Source organism: Ensifer sp. Root423, assembly GCF_001426275.1.
Lineage (GTDB): Bacteria > Pseudomonadota > Alphaproteobacteria > Rhizobiales > Rhizobiaceae > Ensifer > Ensifer adhaerens.
In genome coordinates this window covers 1-18438 of sequence record NZ_LMEG01000014.1, presented here as the reverse complement: position 1 = coordinate 18438, position 18438 = coordinate 1, and the positions used below count along the sequence as shown (strand labels likewise).

15 protein-coding genes are annotated in these 18438 nt (G+C 63.5%); 6 read left to right on the top strand and 9 right to left on the bottom strand.

Annotated features, from left to right (window positions below):
- Positions 1–60: 60 nt before the first annotated feature.
- On the bottom strand, positions 61–480 hold the full coding sequence (dksA, locus tag ASD01_RS15360) for an RNA polymerase-binding protein DksA (RefSeq protein ID WP_034794589.1): 420 nt from the start codon (positions 478–480) through the stop codon (positions 61–63).
- Between the two features lie 403 nt (positions 481–883).
- Between dksA and ASD01_RS15355 the strand changes: the two genes are divergently transcribed.
- The 3 genes from ASD01_RS15355 to ASD01_RS15345 all read left to right on the top strand — a co-directional run bounded on the left by ASD01_RS15355 (position 884) and on the right by ASD01_RS15345 (position 4113).
- A complete protein-coding gene (locus tag ASD01_RS15355; protein ID WP_034794591.1) occupies positions 884–1387 on the top strand; it encodes a SixA phosphatase family protein in 504 nt (167 codons plus the stop codon).
- A gap of 147 nt (positions 1388–1534) precedes the next feature.
- Positions 1535–3031 carry a YcjX family GTP-binding protein gene (locus tag ASD01_RS15350; protein WP_034794595.1) on the top strand — a complete coding sequence of 499 codons (1497 nt, stop codon included), beginning with the start codon at positions 1535–1537 and terminating at the stop codon, positions 3029–3031.
- On the top strand, positions 3028–4113 hold the full coding sequence (locus ASD01_RS15345) for a YcjF family protein (RefSeq protein WP_034794598.1): 1086 nt from the start codon (positions 3028–3030) through the stop codon (positions 4111–4113). Before ASD01_RS15350 ends, ASD01_RS15345 begins: the two co-directional genes overlap by 4 nt.
- A 13-nt stretch (positions 4114–4126) precedes the next feature.
- On the opposite strand, the gene ASD01_RS15340 is transcribed toward ASD01_RS15345, so the two are convergent.
- Entirely contained in the window at positions 4127–4918 is a 792-nt protein-coding gene (locus tag ASD01_RS15340; RefSeq protein WP_034794601.1) for a molybdopterin-binding protein, read from the bottom strand.
- Positions 4915–5778: a cytochrome b/b6 domain-containing protein gene (locus tag ASD01_RS15335; protein WP_051659311.1), complete on the bottom strand. Its 864-nt coding sequence runs from the start codon at positions 5776–5778 to the stop codon at positions 4915–4917. The genes ASD01_RS15340 and ASD01_RS15335 overlap by 4 nt, the downstream gene beginning before the upstream one ends.
- A gap of 236 nt (positions 5779–6014) precedes the next feature.
- Here ASD01_RS15335 and ASD01_RS15330 point away from each other — a divergent pair, with 236 nt between their 5' ends.
- On the top strand, positions 6015–6566 hold the full coding sequence (locus tag ASD01_RS15330; RefSeq protein ID WP_034794604.1) for a hypothetical protein: 552 nt from the start codon (positions 6015–6017) through the stop codon (positions 6564–6566).
- A gap of 78 nt (positions 6567–6644) precedes the next feature.
- Here the strand turns inward: ASD01_RS15330 and folK are convergent, their stop codons facing one another.
- The 3 genes from folK to folP form a co-directional block, all read right to left on the bottom strand.
- Positions 6645–7169, bottom strand: coding sequence for a 2-amino-4-hydroxy-6-hydroxymethyldihydropteridine diphosphokinase (folK, locus tag ASD01_RS15325; protein ID WP_034794607.1), 525 nt, complete (start codon positions 7167–7169; stop codon positions 6645–6647).
- A complete protein-coding gene (gene folB / locus ASD01_RS15320; RefSeq protein ID WP_034794609.1) occupies positions 7159–7527 on the bottom strand; it encodes a dihydroneopterin aldolase in 369 nt (122 codons plus the stop codon). The genes folK and folB overlap by 11 nt, the downstream gene beginning before the upstream one ends.
- Before the next feature lie 114 nt (positions 7528–7641).
- Positions 7642–8493: a dihydropteroate synthase gene (gene folP / locus ASD01_RS15315; protein ID WP_034794612.1), complete on the bottom strand. Its 852-nt coding sequence runs from the start codon at positions 8491–8493 to the stop codon at positions 7642–7644.
- A 107-nt stretch (positions 8494–8600) separates the two neighbouring features.
- Here folP and ASD01_RS15310 point away from each other — a divergent pair, with 107 nt between their 5' ends.
- Entirely contained in the window at positions 8601–9230 is a 630-nt protein-coding gene (locus ASD01_RS15310; protein ID WP_034794616.1) for a DUF922 domain-containing Zn-dependent protease, read from the top strand.
- Positions 9231–9666: 436 nt separating this feature from the next.
- Here the strand turns inward: ASD01_RS15310 and ASD01_RS15305 are convergent, their stop codons facing one another.
- Positions 9667–9987, bottom strand: a complete 321-nt coding sequence (locus ASD01_RS15305; RefSeq protein WP_034794619.1) for a 2Fe-2S iron-sulfur cluster-binding protein — start codon at positions 9985–9987, stop codon at positions 9667–9669.
- 247 nt (positions 9988–10234) lie between these two features.
- Complete coding sequence (locus ASD01_RS15300; RefSeq protein ID WP_034794621.1) at positions 10235–10603, bottom strand: Hpt domain-containing protein; 369 nt, start codon at positions 10601–10603, stop codon at positions 10235–10237.
- A 538-nt stretch (positions 10604–11141) separates the two neighbouring features.
- On the opposite strand from ASD01_RS15300, the gene ASD01_RS15295 reads away from it, so the two are divergent.
- Complete coding sequence (locus ASD01_RS15295) at positions 11142–17798, top strand: apolipoprotein A-IV repeat region-like domain-containing protein (protein ID WP_034794624.1); 6657 nt, start codon at positions 11142–11144, stop codon at positions 17796–17798.
- 310 nt (positions 17799–18108) lie between these two features.
- Here the strand turns inward: ASD01_RS15295 and ASD01_RS15290 are convergent, their stop codons facing one another.
- Complete coding sequence (locus tag ASD01_RS15290) at positions 18109–18381, bottom strand: hypothetical protein (RefSeq protein ID WP_244495245.1); 273 nt, start codon at positions 18379–18381, stop codon at positions 18109–18111.
- Positions 18382–18438: the final 57 nt, after the last annotated feature.

Sequence of the window (18438 nt, the reverse complement as noted above, 5' to 3'; positions counted from 1 at the left end):
ACGGAAAAAGGCGCGGTTTGACCCGCGCCTTTTTTCAGACTGTTACGAAAGCCCGAAAGCTTATTCGTCCCGGTAGACCTTTTCCCGCCGCTCGTGGCGCTCCTGCGCCTCGATCGAGAGGGTCGCGATCGGACGGGCGTCCAGTCGCTTCAGGCCGATCGGCTCGCCTGTTTCTTCGCAGTAGCCGTAGGTACCTTCGTCGAGACGCTGCAACGCCGCATCGATCTTGGAGATCAGCTTGCGCTGGCGGTCCCTGGCTCTGAGCTCGATTGCCCGATCAGTTTCGGAAGAAGCCCTGTCTGCGAGATCCGGATGATTGGCGCTCTCCTCTGCCAAGTGATCCAGTGTCTCGCGTGCCTCGCGAAGGATGTCGTTTTTCCAAGCGTTCAACTTGGCCCGGAAGTACGCCCGGTGGTTGGCATTCATGAATTCATCGTCCTCGGAAAGGACGAAGGTACTAAGATCGATCTTCTCACTCAACGCGATTCTCCTGAAGAACATCTCATTGCGGCGGTGTATAGACCTATGGAAGCTGTGATTCAAGCCTCGCAACAGACACTCAACCGTATTTTAATGTTGCTAGCGCTTCAGGCTAACTGACGAATATTTCATCAAAATTACACATCGGATCTTGATTTCCAACTTGCGCCCACCGAAGCCGCCGCCTCTGCTCGCTGAAAAGTGACAATGACGTGTTTGCGCCATTTTACCGTCCATTCACGACCGCGGCAAAGCGCAGCACCGGCAGTCCCCGAAAAAATCACGGCGGCCAGCTTGATCTTTACGGTGCGTGCGGGGAAAGGTGACGGTCTGCCGGCCGACATGAAAGCCGGCAAAATTCTACCCTGTCGCTGCAACCGGCAGGCAACGCCGGAACCGATCGATGCAAGACAGCGCCCCCAAGGCTCTCCGCCTCTACCTCCTGCGGCACGCCCGTTCCGGCTGGGCCCTGCCGGGCCAACGCGATTTCGATCGGTCGCTGGACGAGGTCGGCTACATCGATGCGGAGCGGCTTGCCCAGACGGCCGCAGACCAGGGCATCCGCCCCGACCGCATCCTCTGTTCGACGGCGGTGCGCTGCCGCGAAACGGCCGAGCCGTTCTTCCGCACGGTCAGCGAAGAGCTGGATATCCGCTACATCGATGCGCTCTACTCCGGTCCGACGAGCATCTATCTCGACCTCATCGATGCGCACCGGCATGTAAACGCGCTGATGCTCGTCGGCCACAATCCGATGATCGAACAATTGCTCTGCAACCTGGTGGGCGACGAGGCCGCCCGCGAGGCGCTTCCCGATGGATATCCGCCGGCTGGCCTGGCCATTCTGGATCTGCCGTCTGACGCCACCTCCGCCCGCCTGGTATCGCTGCTGTTGCCGACGCCATGAAGGCGCACCGTAAGAAGAATTGACACGTGCGCGTTGCGGCGCCGCAATTAGTGCCTATATCGCGGAGGCAGCCCGCAGCCGATCGTCGTTCGGCGGGCTTGACGATGCGAACGACCCCGGGAAACACGCCGCAAGAAAGACCAAGACTTGGCGCCTAACCTGACCAGCTTCAAAGACGACGCGCTGATCGCGCTCGACAACCTCACCGACCGCGCCTCCGGCCTCGTCAATCCCTCGATCCGGCTCGGCGTCACCGGCCTGTCCCGTTCGGGAAAGACCGTCTTCATCTCGTCCCTGGTGCACAATCTGCTGAACGGCGGGCGCCTGCCGGTGTTCGAGGCGGTGCGTTCGGGCCGGGTCTCGAAGGTCAGGCTCGAGCCGCAGCCCGACGATGCCGTGCCGCGTTTCCAGTATGAAGATCATATCGCAGCCCTGGTGCGCGATCGCATCTGGCCAGACTCCACGCGCGCCATCTCGCAGCTGCGCATCACCCTTGAATATGAGAGCGCCAGCGGCTGGAACCGGCTGTTCTCGCCGGGCCGGCTGTCGCTCGACATCGTCGACTATCCCGGCGAATGGCTGCTCGACCTGCCCCTGCTCGCGCAGGACTTCCGCGAGTTCAGCAACAATTCGGTGGCGCGCGCCCGTGCACCTGGCCGTGCGAAGTTGTCGGCCGAATGGCTGACGCTTGCGTCGTCGGCTGGCTCGACGGCGACCGCCGACGAAAGCAGCGCCCGCCGGCTCGCCGAGAGCTTCACCGGCTATCTCAAGGCCTGCAAGGCGGACGAACGCTCGCCCTCGACCCTGCCGCCTGGACGTTTCCTGATGCCGGGCGACCTCGAAGGTTCGCCGGCGCTCACCTTTTCGCCGCTTCCGGACCTACCCGAGGGCCGCGCACCAAAGGGTTCGCTCTGGGCCATGATGGAGCGGCGCTACGAAGCCTATAAGAAACATGTCGTCAGCCCGTTCTTTCGCGAGCATTTCGCGCGCCTGGACCGGCAGATCGTGCTCGTCGATGCCCTGCAGGCGATCAACAACGGCCCGGAGGCGCTGCTCGATCTCGAGCAGGCGTTGGCCGACGTACTTGCCTGCTTCCGTCCGGGGACCAACAGCTGGCTCTCGTCCTTGCTGACGCGACGGATCGACAAGGTGCTGATCGCAGCAACCAAGGCGGATCACCTGCATCACGAAAGCCACGACCGGCTGGAGCGCATCGCCGCGCGCCTCGTCGATCGCGCCGCCGAAAGCATCGGATTGAGCGGCGCCGGCCTCGAGGTCATGGCGCTCGCATCGGTCCGGGCCACCCGCGAAGCGACCGTCAACCACGACGGCCATGCGCTGCCGGTCATCGTCGGCACCCCGATCGCCGGCGAGAAGATCAACGGCGAAATCTTCGATGGAGAAAGGAAAACAGCGATATTTCCCGGTGACTTGCCGGAAGATCCTGAAGTTCTTTTCAAGACGATGGAGACCCGGTCCGGCGCGACGACCTATCTCGAAAGCGCTCAACCGCTGCCGGAACTCAGCTTTGTTCGCTTCCGCCCGCCACATCTTGAGGAAACCGGCGGCGGCTTGAAACTGTCGGTGCCGCATATCCGCCTCGACCGGGCCATGCAATTCCTGTTCGGAGACCGGCTCGCATGAGTGACGACAGCAACGGTCGCAGCCGCCGTCCCGGCGCCTTTTCAGTTGGCGAAGACAAGCCCGCCGAGGCCCGTCCGCAGCTGCGCGCGCGGCGCGCGCCCGCAAGTTTCGACGACAATGTGGTGCTGACACCCGATGCGGAAGACCCTTTCCGTGAGACCACGCTTGCGGTGGAGGCCCTCGCCTTGCCCGAAGCAAGTCCTCGCAAGCGCCGCCTGTCAGTTGGCAAGATCGCGACCGGCGCACTCGGCATCATCCTGTCACTGGCTGCCGGCCTCTGGGTCGACCGCCTGCTTCGCGATCTCTTCGCGCGTGCCGATTGGCTCGGTTACGCCGCACTTGCCGTCGTCGCGATCGGACTGCTGGCGCTGCTGATCGTCGTTGGCCGCGAATTTTCGGGGCTAATGCAGCTCACGGCGATCCAGAAGCTGAAAGCGGAAACGGAAGCGGCGGCCGCTTCGGCCAGTGCGAAACCCGCGCGCGCGGCGCAGGCAAAGCTCGTCCATCTGCTGGCCAGCAATCCGCGGACGGCGCGCGGGCGCACACGGCTGAAGGAAAGCGAAGGCGAGATCATCGACGGTCCGCACGTGATCGAACTCACCGAGCGCGAGCTGCTCAGCCCACTCGACCGCGAGGCGCGGCGCCTCATTCTCGCGGCTTCCAAGCGCGTGTCGATCGTCACGGCGGTCAGCCCGCGGGCGCTCGTCGACCTCGGCTACGTCCTCTACGAATCTGCCCGCCTGATCCGCGCCATGGCCGAACTTTACGGCGGTCGCCCCGGCACGCTCGGTCTGCTGCGGCTGATGCGTGACGTCATCGCTCATCTGGCCGTCACCGGCTCGATCGCCGCCGGCGACAGCCTGATCCAGCAGGTGCTCGGCCACGGGCTGGCTTCGAAGCTCTCGGCGCGCCTGGGCGAAGGCGTCATCAATGGCCTGATGACCGCACGCATCGGCATCGCCGCGATGGACCTTTGCCGCCCGATGCCGTTTCGCGCGCTGAAGCGTCCCGGGATCGGTGATTTTCTCGCCGACCTCAGCCCCGGCGCCGGACGCGTGATTGGCGAAAGCGGCGAGAAATAGCGCGGTAGCAAAACTAGATCCCCGCATACCAGTCGTAGCCGAGATCTTCCCAATAGCCGCCGCGCCCTCGACCGAAGGGCGCGAGATCGGCAACGACTTCGATCGCCTTGATGTATTTCGCCATCTTGTAACCCAGCTGGCGTTCGACCCGGACGCGCAGTGGAGCACCGTTAGCGACCGGCAAAGCCGCGCCGTTCAGGCCATAAGCGAGGATCGTTTGCGGGTGATGCGCATCGAGCATATCGATCGATTCGTAATAGGCGACCGAGCCGCCAAGGCCGAGCGGCATGCTGTCGAAGCAATGAAAGACCACGTAACGCGCCTCGGGCTTCACCCGGGCTTCATCGAGGACGCGAGTAAGGGCAACGCCGCTCCACTTGGCGATGCAGCTCCAGCCCTCGACACAGTCGTGTCGAGTGATCTGGGTGCGCGACGGCATGTTTCGCAGTTCTGCAAGCGTCAGGTGAAGCGGTCGCTCGACCAGGCCGGAAACACGAAGCCGGTATCCGGCAAAGGCGTCCTGCTTCAGCGCGAGATAGGTCGCATCACCCGGGTCGGTGGAGCCGTTCGGTCGTTGCCCCTGCCGGATCTCGCTCTCGGCAAATTCCGGCGCCAGCCGATCAGCCGGCACCAGCAGCCGCTGTGCTCGGTAAGTAATGCTGTTGGCGGATGCGAGAAAGTCGCGCACGCGACTGCCGTTGCCAACGAGGCCATCGAGCGCGTCGCACCCGGCAAGCGGCAACGACGAGGCCGTCGCCCCCGCCGCCGCCAGGAAGCGCCGGCGACTGAGGACGAACGCGCTCATGTCCTTCCTCCCCGGTCCACCGAACGCCTGATGCGATAACGCCCAGTAATCATCGACCGCATCTCGTTGATTGGACCAGCGGCAAAAACCATGGCGATGTGCACAGTGAAGAAGCCGACGAGCAGCAGCATCACGACGAAATGGATCGTGCGGGCCGTCTGCCTGCCGCCAAAGAGTTGAACCAGCCAGGGCCAGCCGGCGTCCATGCCCGGCGACATCGTCAGCCCTGTCGCGATCATGAGAGGAAAAAAGACCAGGAGAACAATGCCGTAGGAGAGTTTCTGCAAGCTGTTGTAACGCCCGTCATGTTCGAAGCGCAACCGCAGATGCGCGATGAAGGTCGCGGGCAAGGCGCGGATGTCGGCCAAAGCGGGAAGAATGTCCCGCCGCAGGTGACCGTTGATCGTGCTTGCGACCAGCCAGATGGAATAGACGACGGCAAACATCCAGGCGAAGAAGAAGTGCACGACGCGGCCGGTGGCGAGGTCCTGGTAGGACGGCAAGGTCAACCAGGCCGGAAAAGCCCGATAGGCCCGCTCCTGTTCCGGCCCGCTGACGCCCAGGACACCGGTGGTGTCAACGCTCAGCCCCAAGACTGTCGTCAGGCCGCGAACCTCGCCGCTTCGCTCGCGAACAGGTCCAATCGACAGGATGCTGTTGTCGAAGGCAAAACCCGACTGCTGCCCGACATAGAGTGCCGGGTGCGCGTTGAAGATCTGCAGGCCGCTGAGAAACAGAAAGAACAGCGCGCCGGCCCATCCCCAATGGGTAAGCCGGGTTGTCAGCCGGTGCCGCGATATCGCCAGGCTCTGCTGTGCGTTTGACGCGGTCGATTCGGAATCATGTCCTGCTATAACCATGGAAATCTCCCGTTTCCCATGGTTATACGTAGCGCGATTGGGGCAAGTTTCATGTCCCCGCACAATGCTCGCCGAAATCCGCCAACCCACTGTATTTCCTAAGCCAAAAATGCTGTGGTCAATCCGCTTTTCGGCCACAAAGAAGCCGCGCCGCGCACCGCGCAGAAACCGTCCGTTAACCATTTGCGCGCAAATGTGGCTTTCAGTTTCGGACGTTGACCCATCAAGGATCGTTTATGTTCTCGCGCCCTTCTTTGATCGCTCGCGGCGCTGCCGCCTTCGCGCTTGCAGCCACCGTCGGCCTTGCGACACCGGCTTTTTCCGGCGCCAAGGACAAGGTCTTTTTCGAGAAGGTCGCGGGCCAGTGGAAGGGCCCGGGCGAGATCGTCGCGGGCAAGTACAAGGGCACCAAGTTCACCTGCGATCTCTCGGGCGAACCGGTTGCTGGCGATGACACCGGCATCAAGCTCGACGGCTTCTGCCGCGTCGGCGTGTTCAAGCAGCCGATGTCGGCGCTGATCACACAGAAGGGCAACACCTATACCGGCAAGTTTCTCGACGGCGCCGAGGGCAAGGGCCTGGATATCATTTCCGGCAACGTCGCCAAGGACAAGGTCGTCGTCGGCATCAATCGCAAGAAGCTGAATGGCGCCATGATCGCCCGTCTGCAGGACGACCAGACGATGAACATCACCATTTCGGTCAAGGTCGAAGAAACGATGGTGCCGGTCATCGGCGTCAGCCTCAACCGCCAGATCGACGCGATCGCTGTCGGCTCCATCAAGTAACGTTCAACACCCGATTAAACGTCAAAGCCCCGGCATCGACCGGGGCTTTGTCGTCTGTGGATTACGTTGCGGTCCTGTTCAGGCGCCTGCGCGCCACCAGCTCACGTCACCATCCGCAACCTCGATGCCTGCGACGTCAGCCTGCTGCAGCCAGTCGCCGACCGGACGGCCGCCAACAGCCATGTCGGCGGCGAAATCGGCAAGCGGCATCAGTACGAAACCGCGCTCGGTCATCCTCGGATGCGGCAACTCCAGCCGCCCGCCCGCTTGCGCCACGCCCTCGAAGGTCAGCACATCGATGTCGAGCGTGCGCGGCCCCCAGCGCTCGTCGCGAACCCTCTTCATCGACCGTTCGATATCAAGGCAGGCGTCGAGCAGGGCTTCGGGCTCGAGCGTCGTGTCGACCTTGGCGCAGGCATTGTAGAACCAGGCCTGGTCCGTCTTGCCCCAGGGCGGCGTGCGATAAAGGCGCGAGACGGCCTTGATCACGCAGTCGTCGCGGGCATCGAGCAGGCGAAGCGCTTCGGCCATCGCCTTGCGGGGATCGCCGAGATTGCCGCCAAGCCCGAGTGTCGCTGCCCGCCAGCTCACCTCAGACGACATGCTCGACCGTCACTTCGACATAATCGAGCACACCCGGAACCGGCGCATTCGGCTTACGGATCGACACCTTGGCGCGCTTGATCTGCGGGAAGCGCACGCAGAGCGTCTTGGCCACTTCCAGCGCCAGCGCCTCGATCAGATAGCGGCGGCGGCCGGTGACGATGCGCTCGATCTCCTGGAAGGCGATGCCGTAATGCACGGTGTCTTCGATCGAGTCGTCGACCAGCGCCGTTCCCTGTTCGACTTCGAGCTCGGCATCGACGAAGAAGCGCTGACCAAGAAGCTCCTCCTCGTCGAAGACGCCGTGGCGCGCGAAGAAGGCGCAGTTCTTGAGGGTGATGATATAGGTCGCGCTCATGCTTCTCAGTCCCATCGGCTTTCTTGGATCGCCATGATTGCGCGGTCGAGCCGCTCAGCAGTCATGCGCGTGATTGGTAGTCACAGGTTCAGGCGGAATGCGGACGAGAAAATCTCACCTCGCTCTGGCGTGCAGCATAGCATCCGCCATCGCCAGTGCATCCTTGCTGTTTGCGACATCGTGTACGCGGAAAATTGAGGCGCCGGCAACGCGCAAAAGCGCCGTTGTCGCGGCCGTCGCCATGTCGCGATCGGCCGCCTCTCGGCCGCTGACCGCGCCGACGAAGCGCTTGCGCGACGTTCCGACCAGGAATGGCAGCTCGAAACGGTGCAACTCTGCGAAGCGCGCCATCAATTCCAGGTTCTCATCCGTGTCCTTGGCGAAGCCGAAGCCCGGATCGAGAATGATGCGATCCCGCTCCACGCCGGCAGCTGCCGCGATCTCGAGCGACCGGTCGAGAAAATGAAACTGATCGGCGATCACGTCTGCGAGTTTTTCACGGCCCCGGCCCGTATGCATGACGCAGATGCCAGCGCCGCTCTTGGCGGCGACAGTGGCAATGTCGGGTTCGCGCTGAAGGCCGTGCACATCGTTGACGATATGCGCGCCGGCGTCGACCGCAAGCTGGGCGGTCGAGGCTCTGTAAGTGTCGACGGAAATCAGCGCATCGGTATCACGGGCAAGCGCTGCGATGACAGGCAGGATCCGCGCCTGTTCTTCCTCGGCGCTGACGGGCGCCGCATCGGGGCGTGTGGATTCACCGCCGATATCGAGGATCAAGGCGCCCTCCTCCAGGCAGCGCATCCCTTGCGCCACCGCGGCAACGGCATCGATAAAACGGCCGCCATCGGAAAAAGAATCCGGGGTAACATTGACGATCGCCATCAAAACGCCACGCGGCCCCAGTTCGAGGCTGCGTCCATGCGCCAGCTTCCAGCTAAATTTCTGAAATGGATTGTAAGTCATTTTCCCTCACCATCCGCATACGGCCGGGAGCCATCGTTTTGCTGTTGCGCCGGCGCTGGCTATGCCCCAAGCTTGATCGAAGTTCAACCGAAGAGAACCACGCATTGATGTCCCGAGTACGCGTCCCGTTCAAAGTCGCCCTTCTTGCTCTCCTGGTTGCCGCCCCGCTTGGCACGGCCTCGGGCGAAACCGTGGTGAACAAGAGCTTCTCCTATTTTTCGATCGGCGGCCGGACTGCGGAAGAACTGGACAAGGCACTCTCGGCCAGCGGCCCGATGATGAAATCGACCGGCGCACGGCATCCGGGCGCGACCCGCATCAAGTTCGGCGGCTCGATCACCTATGTCAGCCGCAACGGACGCTGCGCCGTCGGCTCGGCCCGCGTCACTCTCAACACGCGCATCATTCTGCCCAAATGGAAGTATCGCCGCCAGGCCGGACGCGACCTCGCCCTCGTGTGGGACACACTGTCGAGCGACATCAAACGCCACGAGGAGCGCCACGCGGAAATCGCCCGCAATCACGCGCGGCGGATGGAGAAGATGTTCCTGGCGTTGAAGCCGCAGGACACGTGCGAAGAGATGCAGGAAAGCGTTGCCCGCGTCAGCGCAACCGCGATAGAGGCGCATGACAAGGATCAGGCTCGCTTCGACCGCACCGAAGCCGCCAACTTCGACAAGCGCATGATCCGTCTTCTGCAATACAGGCTGGAGACGCTGAAGAAAGCGCAACAGTAGATAGCAAAGCCGGAACCCAGAAGAAGAGCCTGACTATAGTCACGGCTCGGGCCATTTCAGCGGCAATACCCACAGTATTTTATTGGTGAAATATAACGATGGCTGCCGGCCGGCGACTCATCTATATTCAAACCAATGAGAGAGGGGCCGGGACAAAGACTAGCCCCACAAATTGAATAGGTTATGCGCGACGCGATTGCGGCGCGAAAAGCTTAGATGTTGCCTTTACTTTGAATTGCGCAACGTTGTTCACTTGAAAAGAAAAAGAAGAAATCGAACAGCGGAGCCGGAACGGGTTCTCCTGGCGTGTCTTGGTGCAGCAGATGTTCCCTCCCTCATCTGTATGCGATGCGCCCTCCTCGCCTCGCTTGTCCAACGACCGGCGAGGCGCTTTTTTTGTGCGGAGGCCTGAAGGAAGGGGCGTGGGACGCAGGCGTTAGGCCTGGCGCTCCGGCACGTGCACGACGAGACCGTCGAGCGCATCGCTCATCTTGATCTGACAGGAAAGCCGCGACGTCGGCCGGACGTCGTAGGCAAAGTCCAGCATGTCTTCTTCCATGGCTTCCGGAGCGCCGACGGTCTGAGCCCAGGCATCGTCGACATAGACATGACAGGTCGCACAGGCGCAGGCTCCGCCGCATTCCGCTTCGATGCCGGGAACCGAATTGCGAACGGCGTTTTCCATGACCGTCGAGCCGTTCTCGACATCAAGTTCGTGGCGCGCGCCATCAAAGGCAACGATCGTAAGTTTTGTCATGTCTCTTTCCGGAATGAACTGGTGGATTGGCCGGGCGCAAGGCCTGTTGAGAAAAGAACCCCGCGGGCGCAAATTCAGGGAAAGTTCTTCCAACAAATCGGCCGGCCAGTCAACAACGGCCGTCATTCTGTGCGTCGCCGCAGATCGCGCCGGTAGCAATGGCTGCCGGCACGGCGCCCTCTATGCGAGGCGCGGGCATCGTGCGACAGACAGGGGTCGGTTAGGCCCCCTGTCTGCTCGGGAGCCGCTAGCGGCAGAGCTTCAGAATGAAGAGCTCGGCTTCGAGCACGGCCGATGCGAGCTGGTCGCAGAGCGAGGCTTCGGCCGGATTGTGTTCGATCGCGCCGGCAACGCTTGCAACGTCGACGGCACCAACAGCAAGGGCTGCGCCCTTTAGCCGGTGGGCTGCCTGGGCACGGGGCGTGCCCTCGCCTTCGGCGATTTCCTTCAAGACCTGGCGCGCCTGGCGCGCAAAGAGTTGCAGCACTTCGATTTCGAGCGCCTTGTCACCCATCGTCTGGACGGCGAGGTGAGCAAAGTCGATCGGCTTTTTGCCTGACGCAGAAGAGTTTCCCGGACTATCCGGGGCTTCAAAGGCAATCCTGAGGGCCGCCATGAGCCAATTTCCCTATTGTTTGTTTGATGTTGGCCTGTTTCCGGCATCGCTTCATCGGGAGCGGTGCCGCCGCCCGCACTGTTCAGACTTCCATCTTCGGCGGGCTCCGGCACCTATTGGCTCAAATCCCGGGCGCAATATAGGCAGTATTTTGGGAAAATGGTTAACGTCCGTTAAACTCTCTGATTTCCTTATCTTTTCCGGCTTTTAGACCTGCATTGCATTAAGATTTCATTAGGATTTTAATCAACCCCAAGCGCTCTTAATTGTAAGAACCCAGCTAATGTGTCACTACGATACGCTTAGGAACGGACCCGCGTACGAAAATGGCAACCGTTCCGGTGGATAAGCTCGACGCGTGGTCCCATTCGGCCACAAATGCGACTATCCGTCGAGGCAATGCAGTGGGTGATCAGTAGGGTATTGCGTAGATCCGATGCGCGTATCTTGCCGTCACCGCCCATGAGGAAGAGACCCTGCCCGCTAACGGGCCAGAGGCGCTTTCCGTTCTGGGCAAAAGGTAATGAGGCGTATCCCTATGGCGACGAAAAAGAGCAATGAGTCGATCGACGAAAAGGCGTTCCAGGCTCTGGAAGCTGCCCTGAAGATTGATTTCGACGAGCTTGCATCGAGCCCGAATGACAAGACTTCCTTGGATGATCCGGAGGAAAATGTGTCTCAGCCCACCAATCAGGCGGCGACGCCCGATCAGAATAAGAAAGCACGGCCCCAGCCGGAACAGTCCCGCGGGGCGCGTGCTGCAGAAGCGGCCAAGACGCTCGCTCCGGAACCTGCGCCCAAGTCCCCGTCCCTTTCCGCCGCCAACGACGATGGTCGCCGTTCGCCGGCTGCGATGCTGCGTGCGCTCGACGTGCGCTCCAATCGCGCCGCGATCCGCGTTGCTGCGCTGGTGTCCGTCATCTGGGCGGTTGCCGGCCTCGGTGTCGCCAACCTTCTTTACGGGCCGCAGATCTGGCAGATCCGTTCGCTGAGCGACCTTGCCGCCACCCCTGGCGCCGTCGGCGTCGCGATCGGCATCGTGCTGCCGATCATGCTCTTCTTCTCCTTTGCCATCATGATCGCCCGCGCGCAGGAACTGCGCAACGCAGCGCGCTCGATGGCGGAAGTCGCCCTGCGCCTTGCCGAGCCGGAAACGGCTGCTGCCGATCGCGTCATGACGGTCGGCCAGGCCGTCCGTCGCGAAGTCTCGGCGATGAACGAAGGCATCGAACGCACGATTGCCCGCGCCACCGAACTCGAAACGCTGGTTCATTCCGAGGTCAACGCGCTCGAACGCAGCTACAGCGAAAACGAACTGCGCGTGCGCACCCTGGTGCAGGAACTCGGGCTTGAGCGCGAAGCCATCATCGGCCATTCGGAGCGTATCCGTTCGGCCATCTCCGGTGCGCATGGCAAGCTGAAGGACGACCTGGAACAGGCGAGCGAAGACATCGCTTCGCGCATTGCAATTTCGGGCGAAGCCTTTGCCTCGCTGATCGACACCCGCGCGGCTGCCCTCAGCGAGAAATCGGACGGCGCCTTGCAGTCGATCGGCAGCATGCTGACGACCCGCACCGATGCGCTGCTTTCGGGCCTGACCGCTGCCGGCCTCGGTCTCAGCACTGAATTTGACACCCGGCTTGACCAGCTCAGCGACACGCTGACGAAGCGCGGCGAAGACCTGCTCAGCCAGTTCGAAACGCGCGCCTCCTCGCTTGACGCCAGCACCGAGAAGCTGAATGCGGCGCTCAACGAACGCGCCCGCCAGCTCAACGAAACACTGATCGCCCGCACCCGCGACCTCAACGAAAGCCTGAGCGTCGGCCAGCACGCCATCACCGGTGGCCTCGACCACGTGCTCGCCTCGCTCAACGCCACGCTCGACGAAAAGGGCGCGAGCTTCCGCCAGAGCCTGCGCTCCAGCGCCGACGACGCGATCATGGACCTCGACCTTCGCGGCGGCTTCTTTGAAGAGAAGCTGCAGACGACCGTCGGCCAGCTCGCAACCGCCTTCGACGAGCGGTTCCACGAGTTTGCCTCCGCCTTCGACAAGCGTGCGAGCCTGCTCGACACCAAGCTCATGGAAAGCCTGCACCGCATCAACGAGACCGTCTCCGGCGGTTCGGAAGCGATCGGCGGCGCACTCGACAGCAGCATCGAGAAGATCGGCTCGGCCCTTTCCGACCAGTCGCTGACGCTTGCGACCACGCTCGGCGCGACCCAGGACTTCATCGAAGAGACGATTGCGAGCCGTACCACGGAACTCGGCAACATGATCGGCGATGCGCACACCCGCATCGACAGCGTGCTCTCCGAAAAGACCAGCGGCCTCATGGGTGCCCTCACCCAGGCACAGGACCGCATCGAAAACGGCTTCGGCCAGCGTGCGGACGCACTTTCGAGCGCACTGACGACGAGCGAACAGCGCCTGACCGAAGGTCTCGACAGCCGTACCGCTGCCTTCGTCGACGGCCTGCAGGCCGCGCACGCCCGCATCGAGCAGACCCTGCACGGCTCGACCGACGAGATCACCAGCGCGATCGCTGCCAGCCAGCACCGCCTCGATAACACCCTGTCGGAACGCACGCTCGCGCTTTCGACGATCCTCTCCATGGGCGCAGACTCGATCGACACCGCCGTCAGCGGCACGGCCGACCGGCTGGAGCGCGTTCTTTCCGAACGCGGCGAAGCGATCTCCGACGCGCTCACCAACCAGACGACGGCGCTTGACGGCGTACTCGCCGAGCGCGCCGCCGCCATCACCTCGACGATGTCGTCGCGTGCCAACGAGATGGCCAATACGCTGAGCCGTCACGCCGAAGACGTGGCCGACAGCCTGACCTTCCGGGCAACCGCCGTCGCCGAAACCATGACCGACCGTGTCGGTGATATCGAGCAGAAGCTCTCCGAGAGCGTCAACACGATCGCAGAAAACCTCGGCGGCCGCGTCAGCCTGATCTCCGATACGCTCACCCAGACGAGTGCCCGCATCGCCGAGGATCTGAGCGGCCGTGTCAGCAAGATCTCCGATACGCTGACCGAGACCAGCGCGCACATCGCCGATGCGCTGACGGCGCGCACCACCGAAGCGACCGCGTCGCTTGCCGGAAAGGCAGCGGAAATCGAGGAGACGCTGAGCGGCCGCGCCGAGCACCTGCGCGATACGCTCTCGTCCACGCACGAGCAGATCCGCGTCACGCTCGACGACCGCATCAACGCCATCAACCTTGCCGTCGGCCAGGGCCGCGAGCAGCTCGAAGGCATGCTTGCCGATCAGTCGACCGCGATCGCCACGACGCTCGCCACCAGCGCCGGCATGCTGGAAATGTCGCTCGAAGAACGCCAGTCGGCACTCGCCGGCGCCATCGACCGCAGCGGCGAAGTGCTCGACAGCCGTATGCGCTCGACCACGGGCCATATTGCCGAGCGCCTGGCCGAAACCGCCAACCAGATCAGCCTGGCGGCCGACAGCCTCACCAACCGCGTTGACCTGTCGATCAACGGCCTCAACGATCGCCTTGACGATACCGGCATGCGCGTTGAAACCAGCCTCGGCGCACTCGAAGAGCGCATGCGCGAGAGCGCCGGCAACATCAGCTCGATCGTCGACGAAACCGGCATGCATCTCGAGACCCGCGTTGGCGTCCTCGAAGACCGTATTCGTGGCACCGTCGGCAATGTCGGCGCCGTGGTCGACGACACCGGCGCACGGATCGAGAGCAATCTCGGTGCCCTCGAAAACCGCATTCGCGGCAGCGTCACCAATGTCGGCTCCGTCGTTGATGATGCGGCGGCCCGTGTCGAAGGTGGCCTCAGCGCGCTCGAAGACCGTATCCGTGGCAGCGTCAGCGGCGTCAACGCGATCGTCGGCGAGACCGGTGCACTGATCGAAAACAGCCTCGGCGTCCTTCAGGACCGCATCCGCGGCAGCGTCAACGACGTCAACACCCTGGTCGACGATACCGGCCTGCGCCTGGAAGTCAGCCTCAGCTCGCTGGAAGATCGGGTCCGCGACAGCGTCGGCAGCGTCAACCAGATCGTCGACGGCGCCGGACAGCGGATCGCCGACAGCCTTGGTGACCGCGCTGGCGACATCGACCGCATGAGCGAAGTTGCGGCAACCCGGATCACCGGCGCCATCGAGTCCGGTGCGGAACGCATCGCCGAACGCCTCGGCACCATGGATCGTGCCCTCAACATCGGCCTAGATAACGTCAACCGCACGATCGAGGGCAAGGCGGCCGTTCTGGTCACCAGCCTGCGCGGCGCCGTTCACGAGGCAACGCAGGATATCGACGCTGAAGCCAATCGCCTGGAAGGCAAGACGTCCGACATCGTCGCCAATCTGCGCAGCGCAGTCGGCGGCGTGGCTGAGGACTTCGATGCCGAAGCCGTGCGCCTGGAAGACAAGGCAGCCGGTCTCGCAAACACGCTCCGCAGCGCCGTTGGCGATGTCGCGCAGGAACTCGACGCAGAAACGCTGCGCATGGAAGACAAGGCTGCCGGCCTCGTCAACACGCTTCGCAGCGCCGTTGGCGACGTCGCCCAGGAACTCGACGCAGAGGCACTGCGCATGGAAGACAAGGCCGCCGGCCTTGTGAACAGCCTGCGCGGCGCCATCAGCGGTGCAGCTCAGGAAATCGACGCGGAAGCTGTCCGCTCGGCCGGGCTGCTGTCGAAGGCAGGCGACGATTTCGCCTCCGCACTTGCCGCTCGCCAGGCAGACTTCGCCAACACGATCGACCAGACGGCAGCCGCCACCGCCGCGCGCCACGCCGAGCTTGCCAACTCGATCGAGCAGAAGGCGGCAGCGACCGCTGCACGTCATGCCGAGCTTGCCCGCTCGATCGCCGACGCGGCCGACACCGCAAGCGCACGGCTGGCCGCAACGCACAGCCAGATCGCCAACCACGCCGACAACATCCACCAGGGCCTCAGCAATACGGAGAAGGCGCTGGAAGCCCGTGGCGAAGCAATCCGCACCACGCTCGACGAGCGCACCCGCGAACTCAACTCGATGCTCGCCGGCCGCTCGATGGAGCTCTCGCGCCTGATCGACGAGCAGGCACGCCCTGTCATCGACCAGTATGCCGCCACCGGCCGCGAGGCAGCCGAGCGCATCGCTGCGGTGACACAGGAAAGCGCCGACCGCCTGCGTGCGGAAAACGCCGCCCTCGTCAACGCCATCGCCGAGCGCACGGGCGAGACGCTGAACGCGATCTCCTACCGCGCCGAAGAGACGGCAAAGGCGATGAAGATGGTCGAAAACCGTCTGCAGTCGACCGCCCTTGGCCTGATCGACCAGCTCGCCAACAACAATGCGGCCATTGCCACGGTCATCGACCAGGCGAGCAGCAACCTCGGCGAAATGGACCAGCGTCTGGAATCGACGATCGCCCGCGTGTCGGAATCGACCCGTCAGGCCTCCGACATGCTGTCGACCTCCACCCGCCTCATCGAAGGCAAGGTCGACAAGCTCTCCGATATCTCCGCCTCGACCCTGTCGCAGATCGGCGGCATTGTCGGCCGGTTCGAAGACCACTCGCGCGTTCTCGGCCAGGCCTCCGACCTGCTCGGCGCGGCCCAGTCGAACCTCGTCAGCACGCTCGAGGAACGCCAGGATGCGCTTCGCACCCTGTCGGTCGGCCTCGTCCAGCGCTCGGAAGAGATCGAACGCACGATGCGTGCGCTCGAAGGCTTCGTCGACGGCGCCTTCCAGCGGGCCGAAGAACGCTCGGGCCACGTTGCCGGAAACCTGCGCAGCGGCATCCAGCAGTCCTTCGCCGATGTCGGTCGCCTGCTGACGAGCGCCGAACAGCGCGCGGCGGAAGCTGCTGAATCGATGCGCAACACGCTCGCCCAGGCCGGTGACGAAGCCGGCGCCTCGGTCGAGCAGGTCTTCAGCCGTGCCGAAGAGCGTTCGCGCCAGATCGCCAACACGCTTCGCTCGGGCGTCGAGACCTCGTTTGCCGACGTCAACAAGACGCTCTCCTCCGTCGAAGGCCGTGCGCTCGGCGCATCGGAAGCCCTTCGCCAGGCGATCGCCAAGGTCGGTGAAGATGCCGGTGCCTCGATCGAGGGTGCCTTTGCCAATGCCGAGGAGCGCTCCAAGGAAGTCGCCTCGCGTCTGCGCGGCAGCGTTGCGGCCTCGGTGTCCGACATCGAGCGCATGCTTGCCGAAAGCGGCAAGAAGTCCGATGGCGTCGCAGACCAGCTGCGTGACGCCGTTCGCGTCGCAATCGACGAGGCGATCGGCCGCTTCAGCGGCGCGACTGACGAGATCCGTCGCTCGGCTGGCGAGATCCGCAAGGAACTCGACATGACCCGCGAAGAGCTGAAGCGCGGCGCCTTCGACCTGCCGGAAGAAGCCAAGGAAAATGCGGCCGTCATGCGCCGTGCCGTCGGCGAGCAGATCAAGGCGCTGCAGGAACTGTCCGACATCATCGGCAAGTCCTCGACGCAGCTCGAAGTGGCCCAGCCGCTGCGCCAGCAGCCGGCCGCCGCTCCGGTCGCCCGTCCGGTGCAGCAGCAGGCAGCCCCGCAGCCGCAACCGGTCGCACAGCCGCAGCCCCAGCCGGTGGCACAGCAGCCTGTAGCGCAGCAGCCCGTCATCGAGCAGCCGCGCCGTCAGGAACCGGCACCGGCGCTGCGCGGCAGCCTCGGTATCGAGCAGCCCGCCGTTCGCCAGCCGGCGCCGACGCAGGCTGTGAGCAACGAGGTCGCCGAAGGTGGTGGCTGGATGCGTGACCTGCTCCGTGCGGCGTCGCGCGAAGAAGCACCCTCGCCCGCGCCGCAGCGTCCGGCCGAGGCTCAGCCGACGGCACGGGCCGGCGACAGCCGCAACCCGCGCCACGTGGTTGAATCGCTGAACTCGCTTTCGGTCGATATCGCCCGCGCCATCGATCATGATGCGTCGGTCGATCTGTGGCGCCGCTACCAGCGCGGCGAGCGCGACGTCTTTACGCGTCGCCTCTACACGCTGAAGGGCCAGCAGACCTTCGACGAGATCAAGCGCAAGTACGACCGCGAGCCGGAATTCCGCACCGCTGTCGATCGCTACATCGCAGATTTCGAGAAGCTGCTCGCAGATGTCGCCCGCAACGACCCGGACAAGCGCATCACCCAGACCTACCTGACGTCGGATACCGGCAAGGTCTATACGATGCTCGCCCACGCCGCCGGTCGCTTCAGCTAAGCGAGCCCGGATAGAAACAATCAAAACGGCCCCGTCTTGCGACGGGGCCGTTTTCGTTTGCAGGGATATCAGAGAAGAAAAGCGACGGATCACTTCCGCTAAGATACTGGCGATCCCTTATGATGCAGAGCGCTCCTTAAGGCGCTCCCGGCACGCGTACGACCGGACTCTGCCCCTTGTCGCAAGTTCGAGCCACTACCCGCTAATCACGGCTGCGCGAAGGGGATTTGGGTTCGTAGGCGGGTGTCGTGAACAACGGGCTGTCGACATGCTTTAGCCGCGCCTGGCGACGCGTGCTGACTGGACCGGCTCAACGCAGTGGCGAACAGCCGCCGACATCGGCGGGCTTGACCCGGCCCGCCTGCAGATCCTTCAGGTAAGGCTTGTTCGGGTCCGGTCCGCCGAGCGCGCCGTCGTAGGTCGCACGGTCGATCTTGAGCATGCGGCCGCTTGCGGTGAAGCTCACCATCTCCTTCTTGTTGACATAGGCAGAAGCGACGTTCAGCCGGCAAAAGAACGTCTTCTCTCCGTTGCCGACCACTGCGCGGCGGCAATCAAGGTGAGATTCAGCGTCAATCAGGATGAGACTCGGCGGCGGGGGTGTGACGAAGGGAGGGCGTAGCCCGACCGGAGTTACACT